12 protein-coding genes are annotated in these 16,611 nt (G+C 44.0%); 4 read left to right on the top strand and 8 right to left on the bottom strand.

The genetic code is table 11. The features are described 5' to 3' along the window. Window positions 1-51: 51 nt before the first annotated feature. From EPX21_RS18860 to pyrR, 3 genes are all read right to left on the bottom strand, one after another. Window positions 52-3,210: a tetratricopeptide repeat protein gene (locus EPX21_RS18860; RefSeq protein WP_134091222.1), complete on the bottom strand. Its 3,159-nt coding sequence runs from the start codon at window positions 3,208-3,210 to the stop codon at window positions 52-54. Window positions 3,211-3,351: 141 nt separating this feature from the next. Beyond that, entirely contained in the window at window positions 3,352-4,290 is a 939-nt protein-coding gene (locus tag EPX21_RS18855; protein ID WP_134091221.1) for an aspartate carbamoyltransferase catalytic subunit, read from the bottom strand. A gap of 18 nt (window positions 4,291-4,308) precedes the next feature. Beyond that, on the bottom strand, window positions 4,309-4,860 hold the full coding sequence (gene pyrR, locus EPX21_RS18850) for a bifunctional pyr operon transcriptional regulator/uracil phosphoribosyltransferase PyrR (RefSeq protein ID WP_134091220.1): 552 nt from the start codon (window positions 4,858-4,860) through the stop codon (window positions 4,309-4,311). 210 nt (window positions 4,861-5,070) lie between these two features. Here pyrR and EPX21_RS18845 point away from each other — a divergent pair, with 210 nt between their 5' ends. Further along, complete coding sequence (locus EPX21_RS18845) at window positions 5,071-5,232, top strand: lmo0937 family membrane protein (RefSeq protein ID WP_134091219.1); 162 nt, start codon at window positions 5,071-5,073, stop codon at window positions 5,230-5,232. On the opposite strand, the gene EPX21_RS18840 is transcribed toward EPX21_RS18845, so the two are convergent. From EPX21_RS18840 to EPX21_RS18820, 5 genes are all read right to left on the bottom strand, one after another. Beyond that, on the bottom strand, window positions 5,233-5,667 hold the full coding sequence (locus EPX21_RS18840) for a DUF983 domain-containing protein (protein WP_134091218.1): 435 nt from the start codon (window positions 5,665-5,667) through the stop codon (window positions 5,233-5,235). Between the two features lie 304 nt (window positions 5,668-5,971). Next, entirely contained in the window at window positions 5,972-6,298 is a 327-nt protein-coding gene (locus EPX21_RS18835; protein WP_134091217.1) for a DUF3276 family protein, read from the bottom strand. 210 nt (window positions 6,299-6,508) lie between these two features. Then, window positions 6,509-6,739 (bottom strand): hypothetical protein, encoded by a 231-nt coding sequence (locus tag EPX21_RS18830; protein ID WP_134091216.1) that lies wholly within the window; start codon window positions 6,737-6,739, stop codon window positions 6,509-6,511. A 167-nt stretch (window positions 6,740-6,906) separates the two neighbouring features. Continuing rightward, on the bottom strand, window positions 6,907-8,367 hold the full coding sequence (locus EPX21_RS18825) for a RagB/SusD family nutrient uptake outer membrane protein (protein WP_134091215.1): 1,461 nt from the start codon (window positions 8,365-8,367) through the stop codon (window positions 6,907-6,909). Between the two features lie 59 nt (window positions 8,368-8,426). Next, the gene (locus EPX21_RS18820) at window positions 8,427-11,621 is read right to left on the bottom strand and encodes a TonB-dependent receptor (protein ID WP_134091214.1); all 3,195 of its coding nucleotides are present in this window, start codon (window positions 11,619-11,621) and stop codon (window positions 8,427-8,429) included. 658 nt (window positions 11,622-12,279) lie between these two features. On the opposite strand from EPX21_RS18820, the gene EPX21_RS18815 reads away from it, so the two are divergent. The 3 genes from EPX21_RS18815 to EPX21_RS18805 all read left to right on the top strand — a co-directional run bounded on the left by EPX21_RS18815 (window position 12,280) and on the right by EPX21_RS18805 (window position 16,609). Next, complete coding sequence (locus tag EPX21_RS18815) at window positions 12,280-12,834, top strand: RNA polymerase sigma-70 factor (protein ID WP_166670816.1); 555 nt, start codon at window positions 12,280-12,282, stop codon at window positions 12,832-12,834. Window positions 12,835-12,894: 60 nt separating this feature from the next. Beyond that, complete coding sequence (locus EPX21_RS18810; protein ID WP_134091212.1) at window positions 12,895-13,863, top strand: FecR family protein; 969 nt, start codon at window positions 12,895-12,897, stop codon at window positions 13,861-13,863. 103 nt (window positions 13,864-13,966) lie between these two features. Beyond that, the gene (locus tag EPX21_RS18805; protein WP_134091211.1) at window positions 13,967-16,609 is read left to right on the top strand and encodes a TonB-dependent receptor; all 2,643 of its coding nucleotides are present in this window, start codon (window positions 13,967-13,969) and stop codon (window positions 16,607-16,609) included. The last annotated feature ends 2 nt before the right edge of the window (window positions 16,610-16,611 follow it).

Below are 16,611 nucleotides of genomic sequence, written 5' to 3'. Positions count from 1 at the left end.
CATGGTTCTTTTTATTTAGATAGTATGAATGATCTCTAAAATTTATAAAGCCTATTTCTCAACTGCCGACGAATCCAGCGCTACGCTGTCTGGTTCTACGACCGTGCTGTCAGTTTCAACGCTGTCTACCGCAGTAGAGTCGCTTTTCGTTTTTACACTATCTGTTGCTTTCTTATTATCTGTTTTCTTTCCGGTTATTTTTTCTAAACGTTCTTTCGCCGTCGGAATGATGTCATCTTTGCCCTCATAGTTTTCGATAATACTTTGTAGGGTGCTCTTTGCCTGGAATTCATCTTTCAGCTTGATATAACAGTCGGCCAACAAAATAAAGCTTTTGGCCACCCAGTAATCATATGACGGCATATTTTTGATTAGGTCGAAAGCAGTTTCTTGAGCCGCTTTGTATTCGCCTGCCTCATATTGCAATTTGCCGATATTATATTTTGCTTCCGCGCCAACAACGGTTTGGCTGCTTGCCACGGCACTTTCTAATTCTTTTCTGGCTGTAGTCAAGTCGCCTTTCAACATATGTGCCTTCGCTGCGTATAGGTCGGCCTTTGCCTTATCTTCTACAGACGACTTCTCATACTCTCTAACATACTGTGCGTACATAAGCGTATTATCGAAGTCGTGAATATGGAAGTAAGCCACCATCAGATTGTTAATGGCAAAGCTGTAGTGCGACTTATATTCGGCGGTCAGTTCTAATTTCTTCAAAGGAGCGATCGCCTCGTTATATTTCTTTTGATCGAGGTATAAATTAGATACGCTCAATAGCGTACGTTCCGTATAAGCGCTGGTCCAATCGTTCAAAATAATGTTGAAGTCGTGCAATGCCTCTTGTGGATGCCCGGTTTTGTACAAGCTTTCCGCCCGGATGAAGCGTGCAAATTTTTCCTGTAAGGGTTTGGGGAATTTATCAAAGTAAGCGTTTACCGCGTCAATAGCTGCTTGGTAATCTCCCCTTGAAAAATAGTTGTTTGCCACCTGGAAGGTTATATTGTCCTGTTCGGCTGTGGACAGGTCACCAATGGCGGTTGTACTTGCATAATCCAGAAATCCTTGCGCGTCACCTTTATCAATATAAATGTTCTGTATGGATTTCAGCGCTTGTTTTGCCTCTTCCGTTGTGGCGTGTTGTTCAACCACACGTTGGAAGGTTCTGATAGCGGCGTCATTATTGTCGCTGTTATATTGTACCAAGCCAATGGTTACCAGCGCTCTTGGTACATAGCTACTGCGCGGATACTTTTCAATCATATCCTGAAGTCCCTGAATAGCGATTTCGTTTTCACCTTTTAAGAAGAAGGTGTAAGGTATCTCAAAGCTGGCATCGTCCGCATAATTTGAATTGGGATATCTCGCTAGCAGATCAGTCATAATAGCGATTTTTCCGTCGGCATCGCCTTGCAAACCTCTGATAATTCCACTTTGGAACAAGGCATAGTCCTGCGTCTTTGCTTTTGAACTCATGAGCTTATTATATTGCTCCATGGCACGACCATAGTCTTTCAGCATAAAATATGAATCGCCCAAACGAGCAATCGCATCGTTTCTGGTATTAAGCTCAATCGGTTCCCCACTGTTCAGGAATTTAGCAAAATAGTTGGCGGAGGTGCGGTAATTGTCATTGCGGAATGCCGCATAAGCAAGTGCGTAGTTGGCGTAGTTGTATACGTCGGTATTCTTTGCAGCCGGATATTGTAAAAACTTGCTGAAGTTGGTGGTCGCCTCTCCGTATTTTCTTACTTCATACATTGCCTCCGCTTTCCAATAGGTGGCCAGAGCAAGCAGTTCGGGGTCGTAGGGGTTTTGCTCAGAACGCATAAAGATAGAAATCGCGTTTTCAAATGCGCGTTCATTATAGTATTCCAATCCGCGGAAATAGGTTACTTTCTGGTAAGCGGCATTCGCTTCCTTTGTCCGTTTCGGGATGGATTCCAGAATATCAACAGCTGAGCGGTAATTCTTCGTGCTAAGTAAAACTTCTGCTAACAAGGTTTTCGCTTCGTCGACGTTTTTCGAGCGGGGATAGGTTTTCAGGTATTCTTGTGTAGCATCCAGTGCTACCTGGTGAAATTCCAGCTCATAAGATAATTTCGCGTAATTCAAAAGTCCCTGCTCTTTCATAGACGGATCGAAATCAAGTTTGGACGCTCTAAAAAAGGCGTTTCGGGCGCTTTCCTTATTGCCAAGCTTTAGAAATGAATCGCCGAGAATGATCATGCCACTTTGGAAATAGGCATCGGGTTCTGTTAACTTTTCTAGCTCTTTAATAGCCTTTTCATAATTGCCATTTTTGTAAGCTATATATCCGATCTGGTAATCGTCTTGATTATTCTGGGTTTTTCCTTGATCGCGAGCCTGAAACTTATCATAGTATTCTTTTGATTTTGCTAAGTCGTTCTTCGCAAAGTAGGTAGCTCCTACAATCCGGAATATCTCTGTTTCATTTTCCTGTTTGGTGCGCTCTAATATCGGAAGTATATAAGAAAGTACATCGTCATAACGCTTGTCGAGGAAATAGAGCGCTGCAATATAATAAGGATAGCTGTTCTCGTACGTTTTCGACCCTTTGAGGCGCTCAAATTCCCTGAGTGCGACCTTATACTCAGCGTCCAGATAGGAAAGATAGGCATAATAGTAAACCGATGCTTCTTGATATTGCCCTCGCTCTTCTTTTAAGCGCTCAAACAGCGGTTTCGCGGCTTGATAATCTTCTGTCATAAAAAGCGCATAGCCAAGCTTGAAACGGTATTCTGTATTCTCGGCGCCGCTTAAATTTCCGTTATCCAGCTTTTTAAACCACTCAATCGCTTTTGGGTAGTTCTTTTTTGCAAAATAAGAGCGTCCTACTTGAAAATAAGCCGCTTTGGTATTAGCGCTCGTTGGGTGATCCTTTATGAATTTTAAGAATAAGCCTTCTGCATCATGATTACCTAATTCCAGCGCACAGACGGCTTGGTAGAATCGTGCGTTTTCTTTAAGCAAAGAAATTTGATCGCCTTCATCCTGTTGAATCGTGGTGCTTGTACGTAAGGTTTCCACTTTACCCAGTTGGTTGTAAGCGGAGGCATATTTCCCTTTTTCGTATAGCTCCATACCTGTTTTGTAAGCTTGGTTGAGAGATTGCCAAGCACTTTGTTGGGCCACTGCACTACTGGCAAAAAGACTAAGTGCTAGACTAATACGAGTGAATTTATTAAACATGTTGTTCAAATTCTTTTATACTAAATTAATGGGACGTTATGAAGTTTTGTACACTATTACTTAACAAATGTTAATAACCTCTTACTATAACGGCAATAGTTGTGAAATAATGTGCACGGTGATTTTTTTCGGTTGCTGCGTCTAAATTCGTTTTCCGGCAAGTAGATACAGCACAGCCATCCTGACGGCGACACCATTTTGTACCTGATCAAGTATAATCGAATGCTTGCTGTCAGCCACGTCACTGGTGATTTCCACGCCGCGGTTAATCGGACCGGGATGCATGATGGTTATTTTTTTATCCAACGATTCGAGGATGGTTTTATTTAAACCATACAACATGGAGTACTCGCGTAAAGACGGAAAGTAGTTGATGTCTTGCCTTTCCAATTGAATCCGCAGCATGTTTGCTACATCACACCAACGAAGCGCTTTGAGTAAATCATGCTCTATCTTGACGCCTAAGGAAGCGATATATTTCGGAATGAGTGTCGTTGGACCGCAAACGAGCACCTCGGCCCCTAATTTTTGCAGGCATAGTATGTTCGAAAGGGCAACACGCGAATGTAGGATATCGCCAATGATGGCAACCTTCTTTCCCGCAACGTCGCCGTATTGCTCGCTAATGGAGAAGGCGTCGAGTAAGGCTTGTGTAGGGTGCTCATGTGCACCGTCGCCGGCATTTATGATCTGCGCATTGACATGTTTGCTCAAGAATACGCCCGCACCCGGATAGGGGTGACGCATAACAATCATATCCACTTTCATTGCTAATATGTTGTTGACCGTGTCAATCAGCGTTTCTCCTTTGCTCACCGACGACGAGGAGGCCGCAAAGTTGATGACATCGGCAGACAGGCGCTTTTCGGCGAGCTCAAAAGAAAGCCGCGTCCGCGTGGAATTTTCGAAAAATACATTCGCTATGGTAATATCTCGCAAGGAAGGCACCTTTTTGATTGGGCGGTTAATGACATCTTTGAAAGTGCTAGCCGTTTCCAAAATCAAGTGTATATCTTCTGTGGTAAGATCTTTTATGCCGAGAAGGTGTTGAGTGCTTAGCTGTTGTGCTGTTTCTGCCATTTTTATGCAATCAAAAATTTAATCGTTTTCTTCTGTTAAGAGAATTATTTGGTCTTGCGTATCAGTTTCATGCCAATTGACGATCACGCGTTGTGAGTTAATGGAGTCGACCTGTATGCCTATGTAATCTGGCTGTATAGGTAGATGCCTAGAGAATCGGCGATCAACCAGCACCAGTAATTCCACTTTCTCGGGCCGACCAAAGGCTTGTATCGCATCGAGCGAAGACCGAATAGTCCGACCTGTCCATAGCACGTCATCAATCAAAATGACCTTTTTGTTTTCAATTACGAAATTTATATTGGTGCTGTTCGGAACAAGCGGGCCATTTTCTTTGCGCCGAAAGTCATCTCTGTAAAATGTGATGTCTAGCTCTCCGAACAAAATGTCGTCTACCTTTAATGTCCGCTGGAGCTCCTCGCGTATCCGTTTTGCAAGATATATTCCTCTTGGTTGGATACCGATGATGACCGAGTTCTTAAAATCGTGGTGGTTTTCGATTAACTGCTGGCAAAGACGCTGGATGGTGATCTGGAATTTTGGACCACTTAATAGTATAGATTGTTGCATTAGAAATCTGTTTGGTTAAGCGTATAAAACCTTGTTTTCTTCTTTTTCCCCGCTAATCTTTGTAATTGCCTCAAGCTAATGGAAGTATTACTTATGTTTTGCAAACTTAGATAAAATTGGCTTTATATGCAATGATTGTGCGATTGTTATCCCTTGCTGAAAAACAAAAGGATAAGCTCGTCGGTTGTTCTAGTAACAGACAGATACTCTATGAGAACACTATTTTATATTATCGCAATTATATTATTGGTAGGATGGGCAATCGGTACTTTTGTGTACGCTGTAGGAAACCTGATTTATATAGCGTTGGTGCTGGCCATCGTAGCACTTGTATTAGGTTTGGCGCGTAGGCGGAACACAAGGCGCAGTTAGCTAGGCCTTATTGTCTTTTGCTTCTTGCGGATCCGTTTTGTCGCCTGATAACTCCGGTCGGTATTTGAGCGTCGGGTCTAGCCAATACATTTGTATAATACGGGAATACCGAAAGTTGAGTGGTGCCAAAAGTAAGATTCCCGGAATAATAATACCTACATATAACCAAGGGTTGTCGGATCCGCCCGACAGCACAAAGGTGGCAATGCCAAGCGTTACGATTTCGGCGACATTAAAAACATAGGTTACATACATGGCCGTGTAGAAATAACCCGGATTGCGTTCAAAAGTTAAGCCGCAATGGCTGCACTCTTCATACATAGCACTCGAGAAAAAGCTCTTAAACATGTTGCCCCGCCTACAGCGAGCGCATTTTCCTTTTAGCATTGCCGGAAAGGCTGGAATAAATTTAGTGGAATGATTGTCGTGCTCCATGTAGATTGAACAATTTTATCTTCAGATTGTGCTAATTTCATCGTTGTTTACTTCTCTACACAACCTCTTCCCGACATCCCTCTGCGGTCTTCAAAGTTGTCGCTTTCCCTTCTGCCTTTCGGGCGCATAATAGTCCAATTTGGTGTATGATGTTTTTTAAAAACAAAACCTTCATGATCGAACGCACAATCATGGGATGAAGGATCATGAAGATTATTGATGGCCGCTATTAAACAGATACTTTAAGAAAAAAAAGCCTCAAATCGTTGAGGCTCTTAACTGATTTCGGTCAATTAAGCAGTCTTTAGAATGAAAAATCGTCGTCTTTTTTCAAGTCAGCAGTCACTCCGTTTTCGCTGAACTCATAACGTTTTTCAACTACTTCTTGATGGGCCTTAATATATTCGACAGTGTCATTAAGTCCTTCAGCAAATTTTTCAAAATCTTCTTTGTACAAGAAAATTTTATGTTTCACAAACACGCCATCTTCCAGTCTCTTTTTACTTTCTGTAATGGTTACATAGTAATCATTCGATCTCGTGGCCTTCACGTCAAAAAAATAGGTGCGCTTTCCTGCTCTTACCTTTTTTGAAAAAACTTCTTCCCGTTCTTTGTTGTCAAAATCTCCCATTGTCAAATCTTTAAGTTTAAGTTCTCCGATTCGGTATAAATATAAATCAATATTTTCTAATAATGCAAATAGATTTTTACAATGGTAGAAAAATAGTTTATCAACGGCTGGTTTTTTGGTTTAAAAAGCGACTTGAATGCCTCTTTCAGCATTTTTTTTATCTTTTAGAGGTGCAATAAAAAAATGAAAAAATATTGTGCGTTTAAACGATTATTTATCTAATAAATAGTCGAAACGATCGCCTAGATCCTCTTCGTTTCGATAACTTTTGATCATGTCGTCGTCCAAATCAATGCGATTGCTCCTAAAAGAGGGTATATCGGCACCTAAATTTTTTAACAAGGTGTACAAAGTGTTCAGATCAAACTCTGAACGCTGTAAACGTATCAAATATTGATTGTCAGTGATTTCGATGTTGAAGCTTTCCATGGTTGTAGACATTGTTTTTAGCAAATTTTATAATCACGTATGAGTTGCGGGTTAATTTTCTGTGAAATTTCGGTTAAATAAGGGGCGGTTTCAACTTCGGCTTGATCTTGGAGAACGTGGCTGTCTCCTATGTTTGTTCCAAGCAAATATAGAAGACAGCCTCGTGTAAAGCTAACAACCTAATTGATCAAAGCATTTGTTACTAACTCATTGTTCGAAATCGGCCAAATATAATTGCTGGCACTTGGCGCTACAGCCTGAGCAGGTGTTGGCCCCGACTTGGCGGGGAACGTTTGCAAGCGCCGCCTAATATCGTTCGAACGGAATCCTTCTCCTAAGAGTTCTATGCGTCTTTCTTTTAAAATGGCATCTACCAGACCGGTACTGTTGGATAACACCTCATTGGAAAAAGTATAGGATTCATCCGATCGCGCATGGACGGCATTCAGTAGACTGGCGGCCATCGTTACATCTCCTGTCTCAGCGGCCGCTTCGGCGTAGTTCAATAAAACTTCAGAATAGCGGATAACCGGGATGTAGATGAGGTAAGGAGACTGATTTCCGAATTTCGTTAGGAAACTGCGCCCGTTGTTGGCGTTTAAGCGTAAAAAGCCCCTTCGTGCATCTGTCTCCGCCCATTGGCTATCTCCGAATATACCGGCAGGGTTTAAGTAATATTCGGCATTCTGATCGTACATATAACCAATGGCGTTCTGGCCGCTGTAATAGTCTAAATTGGTAAAAGGCATGGATAGAATAGATTCCGTGGTGGTCATGTCTATCATAATAGCGCTGACCGGGTCCGCTTGTAGCGCGTGTTGTACGCCAAAGGTGGTCGAGAAAGGTGCGCTCGCCTGAGGGACGATTTTCTGTGCTTCGGCAATTACACGAGGCCAATTAGCTTGACTGAGGTAAACGCGGGTTTTTAGCGCAATAGCCGTGCTGCTATGTGCTCTCGTGGTGTTGAGTAAAGCGTTGGCATAGTTGTCTGGCAGATCGGATTCTGCTTCATCCAGATCTTGGATGATCTGTTGGTACACTTCCGCAACGGTGCTGCGCGCTAAATCGTTGTTTTCTGTCGATGTTTCAGCCTGAAGCCTTAAAGGCAATCCCGGAGAAGCTCCGTTGTCGTCGATATAAGGACGGGCAAATAGGGTAATCATCGTATAATACGATAAGGCACGTAGAAACTTCGCCTCGGCGATATATTGGGCTGCCAGCTGATCGCCAACAACGGCTGCGTTTTCCGGATCACTCAGTCCATCGATCACTATATTGGCGTTATTGATTGTGGTATAGCCCGCCGACCATACATTAATCACATCTGCTGATCCGGAATTCACTGTGTGCGCCCAGGCTTCAAAACCGGTAAAGGAATTTACGGTGGTATTGATAAAATCTTCTCCGCCGGCATCCAGAAACATGAGCAGCCGACCTCCGTAGAAATTAGCGTCCTTTAAAGCGGCATATATGCCATTAACCAATCCTTCGATTCGGGCAGGAGTGCTGAAAATATCGGCGTCGCTCAGCTCGGTGGGAGAGACGCGGTCGAGGTATTCCGATTCGCTACAAGACGTGAACTGTAAGGTGCTGAAGACGGAGACGAAGCAAACTATTTTGAGAATATTTTTTGTTTTCATTTTTTCTTTGTTATAAAAGTTCAAAATTGCTTTCAATAATTCTTTACATTCCATAGGGGTTAAAAGGCTACGTTAACGCCCAGTGTAAAAGTGCGTGAGTTTGGCAAAGAATTATAGTCAAGTCCCGACGAGGTCGTGGTGTTGCCATTAATACTCGCCTCCGGGTCGAGGCCGGTATAGCCTGTGATCAAGAACAAATTAGTTGCCTGTAAATAAACCCTGAGTGAATTGATGTGTGCTTTTGATAAGAATGTCTTTGGAAGGGAATAACCAAGGGCTAGATTTTGCAGACGCAGGAAATCTGCTTTTTCTACATTGGCCGATATATTCGGGATATTGGCACTGCCAAAATTGTCGTTATAAACCAACCTTGGTACGTCGGTTACCTGACCAGGGCTTGTCCATCGGTCGAGTACACGCGTCGAGTTGTTGAACATCCGCTGATCAATCCAGGTTCCCCTGTTTCCGTTGAACATATAGTAACCGCCTCCGTAGGTGAAATTAAAGGAGAGGTCAAAGCTACCGTAATTTAACGTATTGTTGATACCGCCCTGCCACTTCGGTAAGGTGTTGCCCATGGGCTGGTAATCGGAAGCGGTAATTGCAGGGGCTTCGGTTCCGTCGAGGTACGACCAGCGATAATCGCCGTTTTCCGTGTCTGCTACATGGGTGAATTGAACGCGTTCGCCTGCTGCGTTAACAAAGATGAGTCGGCCGTTATCCGGATTGACTCCATCGGTAATGGCACCGAACAGGGTTCCTACGGGTAAGCCGACCTGGGTGACATTGAAAATGTTGGCATCGCCCGAGGAGGTTGTTAAAATCCGGTCTCCCTCATTAACCAGGGAAGTAACATTGTTCTTCAGGTAGGTAAAATTGAAAGAGGTGTTCCACGAGAACTTCGAAGTCCGTATGTTGTCAGAGCTAATGCTGAATTCTAAACCTTTGTTGGTCAAAGAGCCCACATTTCCCAAAATTGAATTATCGGGAATACCCTTAGAAGGTGCTTGCGGAACGCTGAGGATAAGGCCGTTCACATTGTTGTAGAAATAGGTGAGCTCTACCTGCATCTTATTGTTGAAGAAGCTTAGGTCGGCACCAATATTCGTTTGTTCGCTGGTTTCCCAGCCGAGGTCTGCGTTCCCGGCCTGACTAAGCGCCCAGGTTGGGGCACCTCCATAAAGGTCCGAACCGAATAAGGTCAGTGCGGCATATTCATCTACATTGCCATTTCCAACACGGCCCCAGCTGGCCCGTAATTTTACGGAATTCATCACATTGGCTAAGGAAGAGTTCTTATAGAAAGATTCGTCAGATAACAACCACCCGCCGGAGATCCCGCCGAAGTTTCCCCATTTCTTGTCTGCCCCCAGCGAAGAAACACCGTCCCTTCGGAAGTTGAGCGTGAAGAAATACTTTCCGCCAAAGTCATAGGATACCCGGGAGAAGTAAGAGAGAAAGGACTTCGTGGCAAGTCGGTTGCCGCTCTGTGTTACAGCGCCCCAGTTTCCTTGGTAATCAGTGAAAAAGGGATCGGCTGCTTGCTGCACATTCGCTCCCCAGCGATTTACCTCAAAGTTTTGAGCATCGTAACCGCCTAATAGGGTGAGGTGGTGGTTTCCAAATCGTGTGTCGTAATTTAATGTGTTGGTGAAATTCCAGTTATCCATAACGCCCGAAACGTTTGTAACCGAACCATTGGTAGAAGAACCCGATCCTTGAACAGGGCTGACTGCACTGATCGTTGATATATTGGTTCGATCCAGGGAATAGTTGGTGGTAAAGGTGAGTCCTTTGGCTAGGTTCAAAGTAGCACCGACGTTCCCTATAATATGGTCGTTTGCCGAGCTATACCTCGCGAGGTCAAAAAAAGCAATCGGGTTATAGTAAACCCAGGTCACTTCATTATTTCCATTGCCGATCGTTCCGGCAGGTGATTCCGTATTGATATAAGGGGTGCCGTCCGGATTATAGGGCGGGACATTCGGAGGTAGGATGTATGACATCCTCGCAGCGCCGGCGATCGCCTGGGCCTGTCCGCTTCTGGAACCTGTATTGGGCGATTGGTTAAAGGATTTTGTGTAGTTCAAGCTCCCTTTCACTTGTAACCAAGGCGTCACTTGATGATCTAAATTAAAGCGGACGCCTCTTCTGTTGAATTCATTGGTCCGCAGGATGCCGTTTTGGTCGGTAGAGTTGGCAGAGAAGTAATAGTGCGTCGTTTCGCTTGCTCCACTGACATTGATGGAGTGATTATGCGACACGCCCGTTTGATAAATATAATCGTACCAGTTTGTGTTTACCAGGGAACCGTCTTCATTATACATAGGGAAGAACAATGCAGAAGCGACATTATCGTTGTTTTCATTGCCTCCGAGTATTTTACTGTTCAACACTGCTTCATTCTTGATCGCCATATATTGTTCAGCATCCAATTGTGTCGGCAACCTCGCGGCATTCGAAATGCCCACCCATCCTTGGTAATTTACTTTGGCAGAACCTTGTTTTCCTTTTTTGGTCGTAACTAATAAAACCCCCGCTGCGGCACGCGAGCCGTAAATAGCCGTTGAAGCGGCATCTTTTAATACATCAATGGATTCAATATCTGCCGGGTTGATGTCTGCCAAAGGATTATTGGCCACATTGGAACTGGCCGACACGTCGCCGGTATTGATTGGAATTCCATCCACAACAATGAGCGGATAAGAGCTTAGGGAAATAGAGTTTATGCCTCGCACCCGTATGACCGGTGCATTGTTCAGTTGGCCGTTCGGGATGGAAATATTGACACCGGCGGCACGCCCCGATAAGGCCTGATCGAAACTTTGGACAGGAACATCTTTTACTTCGTCTGCCAAAATTTGGGCGGCAGATCCGGTAAATTCTTTCTTGCTTTGTGTGCCATAACCAACAACTACGATTTCACTTAGCTCTTGGGCATCAGTAACCATTTTTACGTTAAGTACATGTTGACTGCCAATAGCGATTTCTTTTCGCTGATACCCAATGTAGGAGAAAACAAGTTTGGCGTTGGGGGCAACCGTAATCGCAAAACGACCGTCTGCATCGGTTGCTACGCCTCTTGTTGTGCCTATTTCGATGATAGACACATTGGTCAAGGCCTCACCGCTTACGGAATCGGTGACGGTACCCGTAATTCTTTGCGTGGCTGTTTGCGCCAAGGCAAGCTGAGCGAAGGAAATAAAAGTTAACAGAGATAAGAAATAGGACAGATTTAATAAACGATTTGTCATGATTATTGGGTTAATGGTTCATATAATAATAAAGAATTAGATGTAATACCTTCGTTAATGACACACAAATCTCCCTGTGACTACCTTTTTGATAGTACAAATTGTCCCTTATCCCTTTTTTTAGCTAAATTTTAGGCCTATTGGTGTTTGTTTTTGGCTTTATATCTATAAAAGGGCTCTGTTTAATAGAAATGCTTATGAAAATTGGTTAATGTTTTTATGGGTTTTTGTTGTATATAACCCATGTATTGTATAAAATATCTTTTTTGTTCTTTTATGGTACAAAAAAAATGGACGATCCCTGTTTTAAGATCGATTGTTTGATTTAGTTGGATTTTTTTTTCTAAACTAGCTAAAATATTGATAATGTCAAACTGTTTTGAATAAAAAGTTGGTTTTATTTCTATTTTCTATCTTTTTTTTTGATAAAAAAGCAGTAAATACCGCTTATGTTTGGGGATAATGAAATAAAAAAAATAGAAAAATGGTTTGCTTTAGGGTTACCGACGGTTGTGGTAAAAAACTTCAATAATTAGGACTTTCTTTCTAACTTTCTTATCTCCGCCCTTGCATAACGCTATTTAGATAAATAAAGAGTCTATTTAGAATTATTCCAATTAAAAAAGTATATTTGTTGCCGTCTAAAAAAAGCAACCTGGTGATAACGTTTAAAAAGCATAGGAAAGCTAACGCGGATGATTTGATCGACGAAGTCGGCTTTCGCTCCCTTTTTGACCAATATTGGAAACCACTAGTCGCTTTTTGTCAACACCATATTCGGGATGACGAAGCTGCTATGGATCTGGTGCAGGATGTTTTTTGCTCCATCTGGAAGCGCCGGAAGCATTTGCAGGTGAATAACAGCATGGAACATTACTTGTTTCGTGCGGTTCGCATCCGGATTAGCGATTATTACCGCGAAAAATTTAAAAGGGAAAATCAGCGGCATCTGCTGTCGAACGATTTCCAAGAGAGCATTAATAATACGGAAGAAGCGGTATTTTACAAAGACCTGAATCATTTTCTGGAAGAGCAGGTCGGAAGGTTGCCCTATAAATGTCAGCAGGTGTATACCTTGAGCCGGAACAAGGGACTGACCATTCCGGAGATTGCCCAACAATTTTCGCTCTCTGAAAAGACGGTAGAGGCGCACCTCACTAAAGCCCTTCGTTTCCTAAAAACGAAATTGACCAATCAGCTTACCGAAAAATAATTTTCTTTTTGACTAAGGGTAAATGGCCCGAACTCCGACTGGTATGTTAAAAAGCATAGCATGGAAGTGAATCAGCATTTGCTGGAGAAGTACTGGTCTGGTAAGTGTACAACAGAAGAGCGGAAAGCAGTGGAGCAATGGATGACTGCTGATGTCCCTGAAGTGGCCTATGAGTTGCGGAATGCTACCGATGAAGAGCAGACGAAGGAAAAATTGTGGCAGCGTATTTTGGAACAACAAGAATCCAATGAGCAAGATGTAAGGGAAACACGGAATCTGTTTCAGCCTGCCCGGGTGCAAAGAACCATGGTCGCGGCTTTGCTGCTCTTGCTGATGGCTGGTGGTGTTTATGTGTTTCAATCTGCCGGGTTGAATCTGTTCGGTGAAAAAGCCCATGCCTTGAAAGAGTTAAAAGTTCCCTATGGGAAAAAAATGAAATTGGCGCTTCCCGACGGTTCGCAGGTCTACTTAAATGCAGGCACTACGTTTCGCTACCCCTCGAAATTTTCGAAAAAAGAAAGAAAAGTTTATCTGGAAGGAGAGGCCTTCTTTATGGTAGCGAAGGAGGCGGAACATCCCTTTTTGGTGCAAACTAAAAGGACAACGACCAAGGTGTTAGGTACCAAATTCAATCTAACGAGTAGGGAAAATGACGCCGACGTATTGACGGTAGCAGAAGGGAGTGTGCAATTTACCGCGCCAGGTCAATCAGACACACTCATTCTTGGGGTTAATACTCAAGGCCGGTTCAACGGTACGGAGATGCTGAAATTAAAGGTAGATAGCCACCGGAAAACAGCTTGGACCCAAGGTGGGCTAGTGTTCGATAACCTACCGCTACCAGAGGTGGCGGCAGAACTGGAACGATGCTTTGACGTCAAAATCAACTGGGATGACCCGCAGCTGGCGGCCTACCGTGTGAAAGCAAACTTCGAAAATGCTTCATTGTCGGCAGTTTTGCAAGACGTGGCTTTTTCACTTCATATACATTATAAAATTAAAGACAAGGAGGTTACTTTATATAGATAGTTAATACAGAGGAAGAAGCCCGGCATACGCATCGCCAAAATTGTATACCGGGCGCAAGCAATGGAATTTTTCGTTTTTTAATCACATTACTTTTATCAAAAATATGAACTTTTTGCTACTTAGCACTACGTTGTTTTCCCGTGCGTTGAAAACAAGCCTTTTAATTATTCTTTTTACACTGCTTACCTTGTGTGTCACCGCTCAACAGGCCTTATTAGAGAAGAAAATCAGCGTGCATAGAAGCCGTGTTTCCATTTCCGAGGTGCTGGAAGAGATTGAAACAACCACCGGGTGCAGCTTTACTTATAGTCCTAACTTATTGGACGTGGAAAAGATTGTTACAATCGATCAGGATGATGTTTCGGTAGAACAGGTGCTTACCACGCTTTTTGGAGATGGGGTCGCGCGGATTTCGGTAAATGGAAATCGCATCAACTTGCAGGCTTCGGAAGGGAAGGGGCACTTGAAGGGGAAGGTAAGCACCCGGGATGGGCAACCCTTGGGTTTTGCGACCATTTCGGTCGTTGGGGGAGCAAGGACTATGACGGACGACCAAGGGAATTTCACTTTAAGCGGAGTGGAGGCGGGCGAGCGAACGCTTGCCATTAGCTTCGTGGGTGGAACGGCTGAGAAAAAAACGGTCGAGGTACAGGCCGGTAAAGTTAGTACCGTGAATTTTACGGTGGAAGCTTCTGAACAGGCCTTACAGGAAGTGGAGGTGACGGGACAGAAGAGAAAAACTTCCTCGGTGACCAAAAGTGACATCCCTTTGGAGAATCTTCCAATGATGGTGCAGATCATTGGGCAGGAACAACTTCAACAGCGGCAGGTGACTTCTATTCGGGAAGCTATTACGAATGTCAGCGGCGTAACCTATGCGAGTTCCTATGCTGGGGGCTATGATAGTTTTACAGGACGTGGTTTTGCGCTGAATATCATGCGTAATGGAGTGGCGGTATCCAATGCTGCCGGACAGTTGTATGGCGATAATATTGAGCAGATCGATGTGCTGAAAGGCCCTGCCTCCATCCAATATGGGGATATCGCTCCGGGATCGGTGATGAACTTGGTGACTAAAAAGCCTTTGGATTATGATTATAAACGTTTTGAAATGAAGTTAGGGCAGTACTCCTTGCTGCGCCCGACCTTCGATATCTCAGGGCCGTTGAATGAACGCAAAACGGTGCTGTTCCGATTGAATTCTTCCTTGGAAAAATCAAATAGCTTCCGGGATGAAATCAGCAATAAAAGCTTTTTATTTGCACCATCCCTAACCTGGAAAGTCCTTCCTAACCTGACCTGGAATCTAGAAGGGGTGTATTATGATGATGACCGGACAATGGATCCAGGTGTAATTTCTCCGGATAATACCTATGCTGGACTGTCGAAATTGCGATTCGGGACTTTTTTGGGGGAACCGGCCAATGTGTACCGGAGTACCGACCAGAATATTTTTTCGACCTTGGAGTTCAAGCTGTCGGACGACTGGCGTTTACGCAATATGTCCTATTACACCAAGGCTACGAGGGAATATGGCTGGATGTCTTTTACCTTGGCCAGTTTAACGGAGGCGGGAGATATTGACCGAACGTATTCATCCGAAACGGGCGAATACGGGGGCTGGGGATCGACCTTAGACCTGTTTGGTAAGCTTGATATCGGTGCCACGAAGCACCATGTCTTATTAGGACTGGAATACCTCTATGATGATCGCGACCGTTCGCTTTCGGGTTGGGGTACCTTAGACAGTGCCATTAACTTATATCATCCGGTGTATGGGCAATCTACCCTGATTATCGACAATCGGGGAACACCAGGGGATCCTTCTACGCAGCGGAGACGCTTCGGTGCTTATGCGCAAGATCAGATTTCACTGTTCGAGGAGCGATTGCAATTGCTCATAGGGTTACGCCTGAATCACGTGGAACGGTCTTCTACTTGGTCTACCGGTCCGGCTCCGGCAGCCTATGTGCCGGATAAGCAGACGATCTTCAACCCGCGCTTTGGGGTGTTGTTTAAACCGCTTACATGGATGTCTGCCTTTGCTTCTTATACTAACTCCTTTGAGATGAACGGGCAAGATCGGTTCACAGGGCAATTGCTGGATCCTTCTGATTCGCATCAGTACGAGGCGGGGATTAAAAGCAGCTTATTGGATGATCGATTCGGGATCACCCTGGCGGCCTTTAAGATTGATAAGAAGAATATTACGGGATATGTAACCGGACTGACAGAAGAACCTACTTTTGAACATAGCTATTATAGCGCGGAATCGGGAACGGCTACCTACCTGGGAGCCAATCATTCCAGTAAAGGGCTGGAATTGGATATGAACGGCTATATTTTACCGAATTTATTTTTCAACGGGGCTTTTTCGTATATCGATGCCACCATTGTGGATGATCCCGCTTATCCCAAAGACAATCAGTTGGGAGGTTCGCCCAAAGTGATCGCCAATTTATGGTTAAACTATAAATTCCAGCAAAAGGCCTTGAAAGGTTTTGAGCTGGGCGGCGGCTATTCGTTCAGAGGGAAGAATTATGCAACGAGCTATAACCGGGAAACAGAACTGGTGCCTGATTACGGTACGGTAGACCTGTCGGTAGCTTATGGCTTTAAAAACTTCTTTACCCGGATGAATGTCACGAATTTGACCGACGAAAAAAGCTATACCTATGGGATGTACGGAGGCTATTATCCGTTGTGGTCGAGAAGAGCTATTTTGAGTATTGGGATTAAATTGTAAAG

Origin of the sequence: Olivibacter sp. XZL3, from assembly GCF_004368405.1 — a bacterium.
GTDB lineage: Bacteria > Bacteroidota > Bacteroidia > Sphingobacteriales > Sphingobacteriaceae > Olivibacter.
Note: the sequence above shows the minus strand (reverse complement) of the source record. Positions and strands in the feature narration are given on the sequence as shown.

Excerpts from the sequence above, each read along its gene's own strand:
- EPX21_RS18810 (WP_134091212.1), top strand. The coding sequence starts at position 12,895 with ATGGAAGTGAATCAGCATTTGCTGGAGAAGTACTGGTCTGGTAAGTGT.
- pyrR (WP_134091220.1), bottom strand. The coding sequence starts at position 4,860 with ATGCAACAATCTATACTATTAAGTGGTCCAAAATTCCAGATCACCATC.
- EPX21_RS18825 (WP_134091215.1), bottom strand. The coding sequence starts at position 8,367 with ATGAAAACAAAAAATATTCTCAAAATAGTTTGCTTCGTCTCCGTCTTC.
- EPX21_RS18830 (WP_134091216.1), bottom strand. The coding sequence starts at position 6,739 with ATGTCTACAACCATGGAAAGCTTCAACATCGAAATCACTGACAATCAA.
- EPX21_RS18805 (WP_134091211.1), top strand. The coding sequence starts at position 13,967 with ATGAACTTTTTGCTACTTAGCACTACGTTGTTTTCCCGTGCGTTGAAA.
- EPX21_RS18860 (WP_134091222.1), bottom strand. The coding sequence starts at position 3,210 with ATGTTTAATAAATTCACTCGTATTAGTCTAGCACTTAGTCTTTTTGCC.
- EPX21_RS18835 (WP_134091217.1), bottom strand. The coding sequence starts at position 6,298 with ATGGGAGATTTTGACAACAAAGAACGGGAAGAAGTTTTTTCAAAAAAG.
- EPX21_RS18845 (WP_134091219.1), top strand. The coding sequence starts at position 5,071 with ATGAGAACACTATTTTATATTATCGCAATTATATTATTGGTAGGATGG.
- EPX21_RS18855 (WP_134091221.1), bottom strand. The coding sequence starts at position 4,290 with ATGGCAGAAACAGCACAACAGCTAAGCACTCAACACCTTCTCGGCATA.
- EPX21_RS18820 (WP_134091214.1), bottom strand. The coding sequence starts at position 11,621 with ATGACAAATCGTTTATTAAATCTGTCCTATTTCTTATCTCTGTTAACT.
- EPX21_RS18840 (WP_134091218.1), bottom strand. The coding sequence starts at position 5,667 with ATGGAGCACGACAATCATTCCACTAAATTTATTCCAGCCTTTCCGGCA.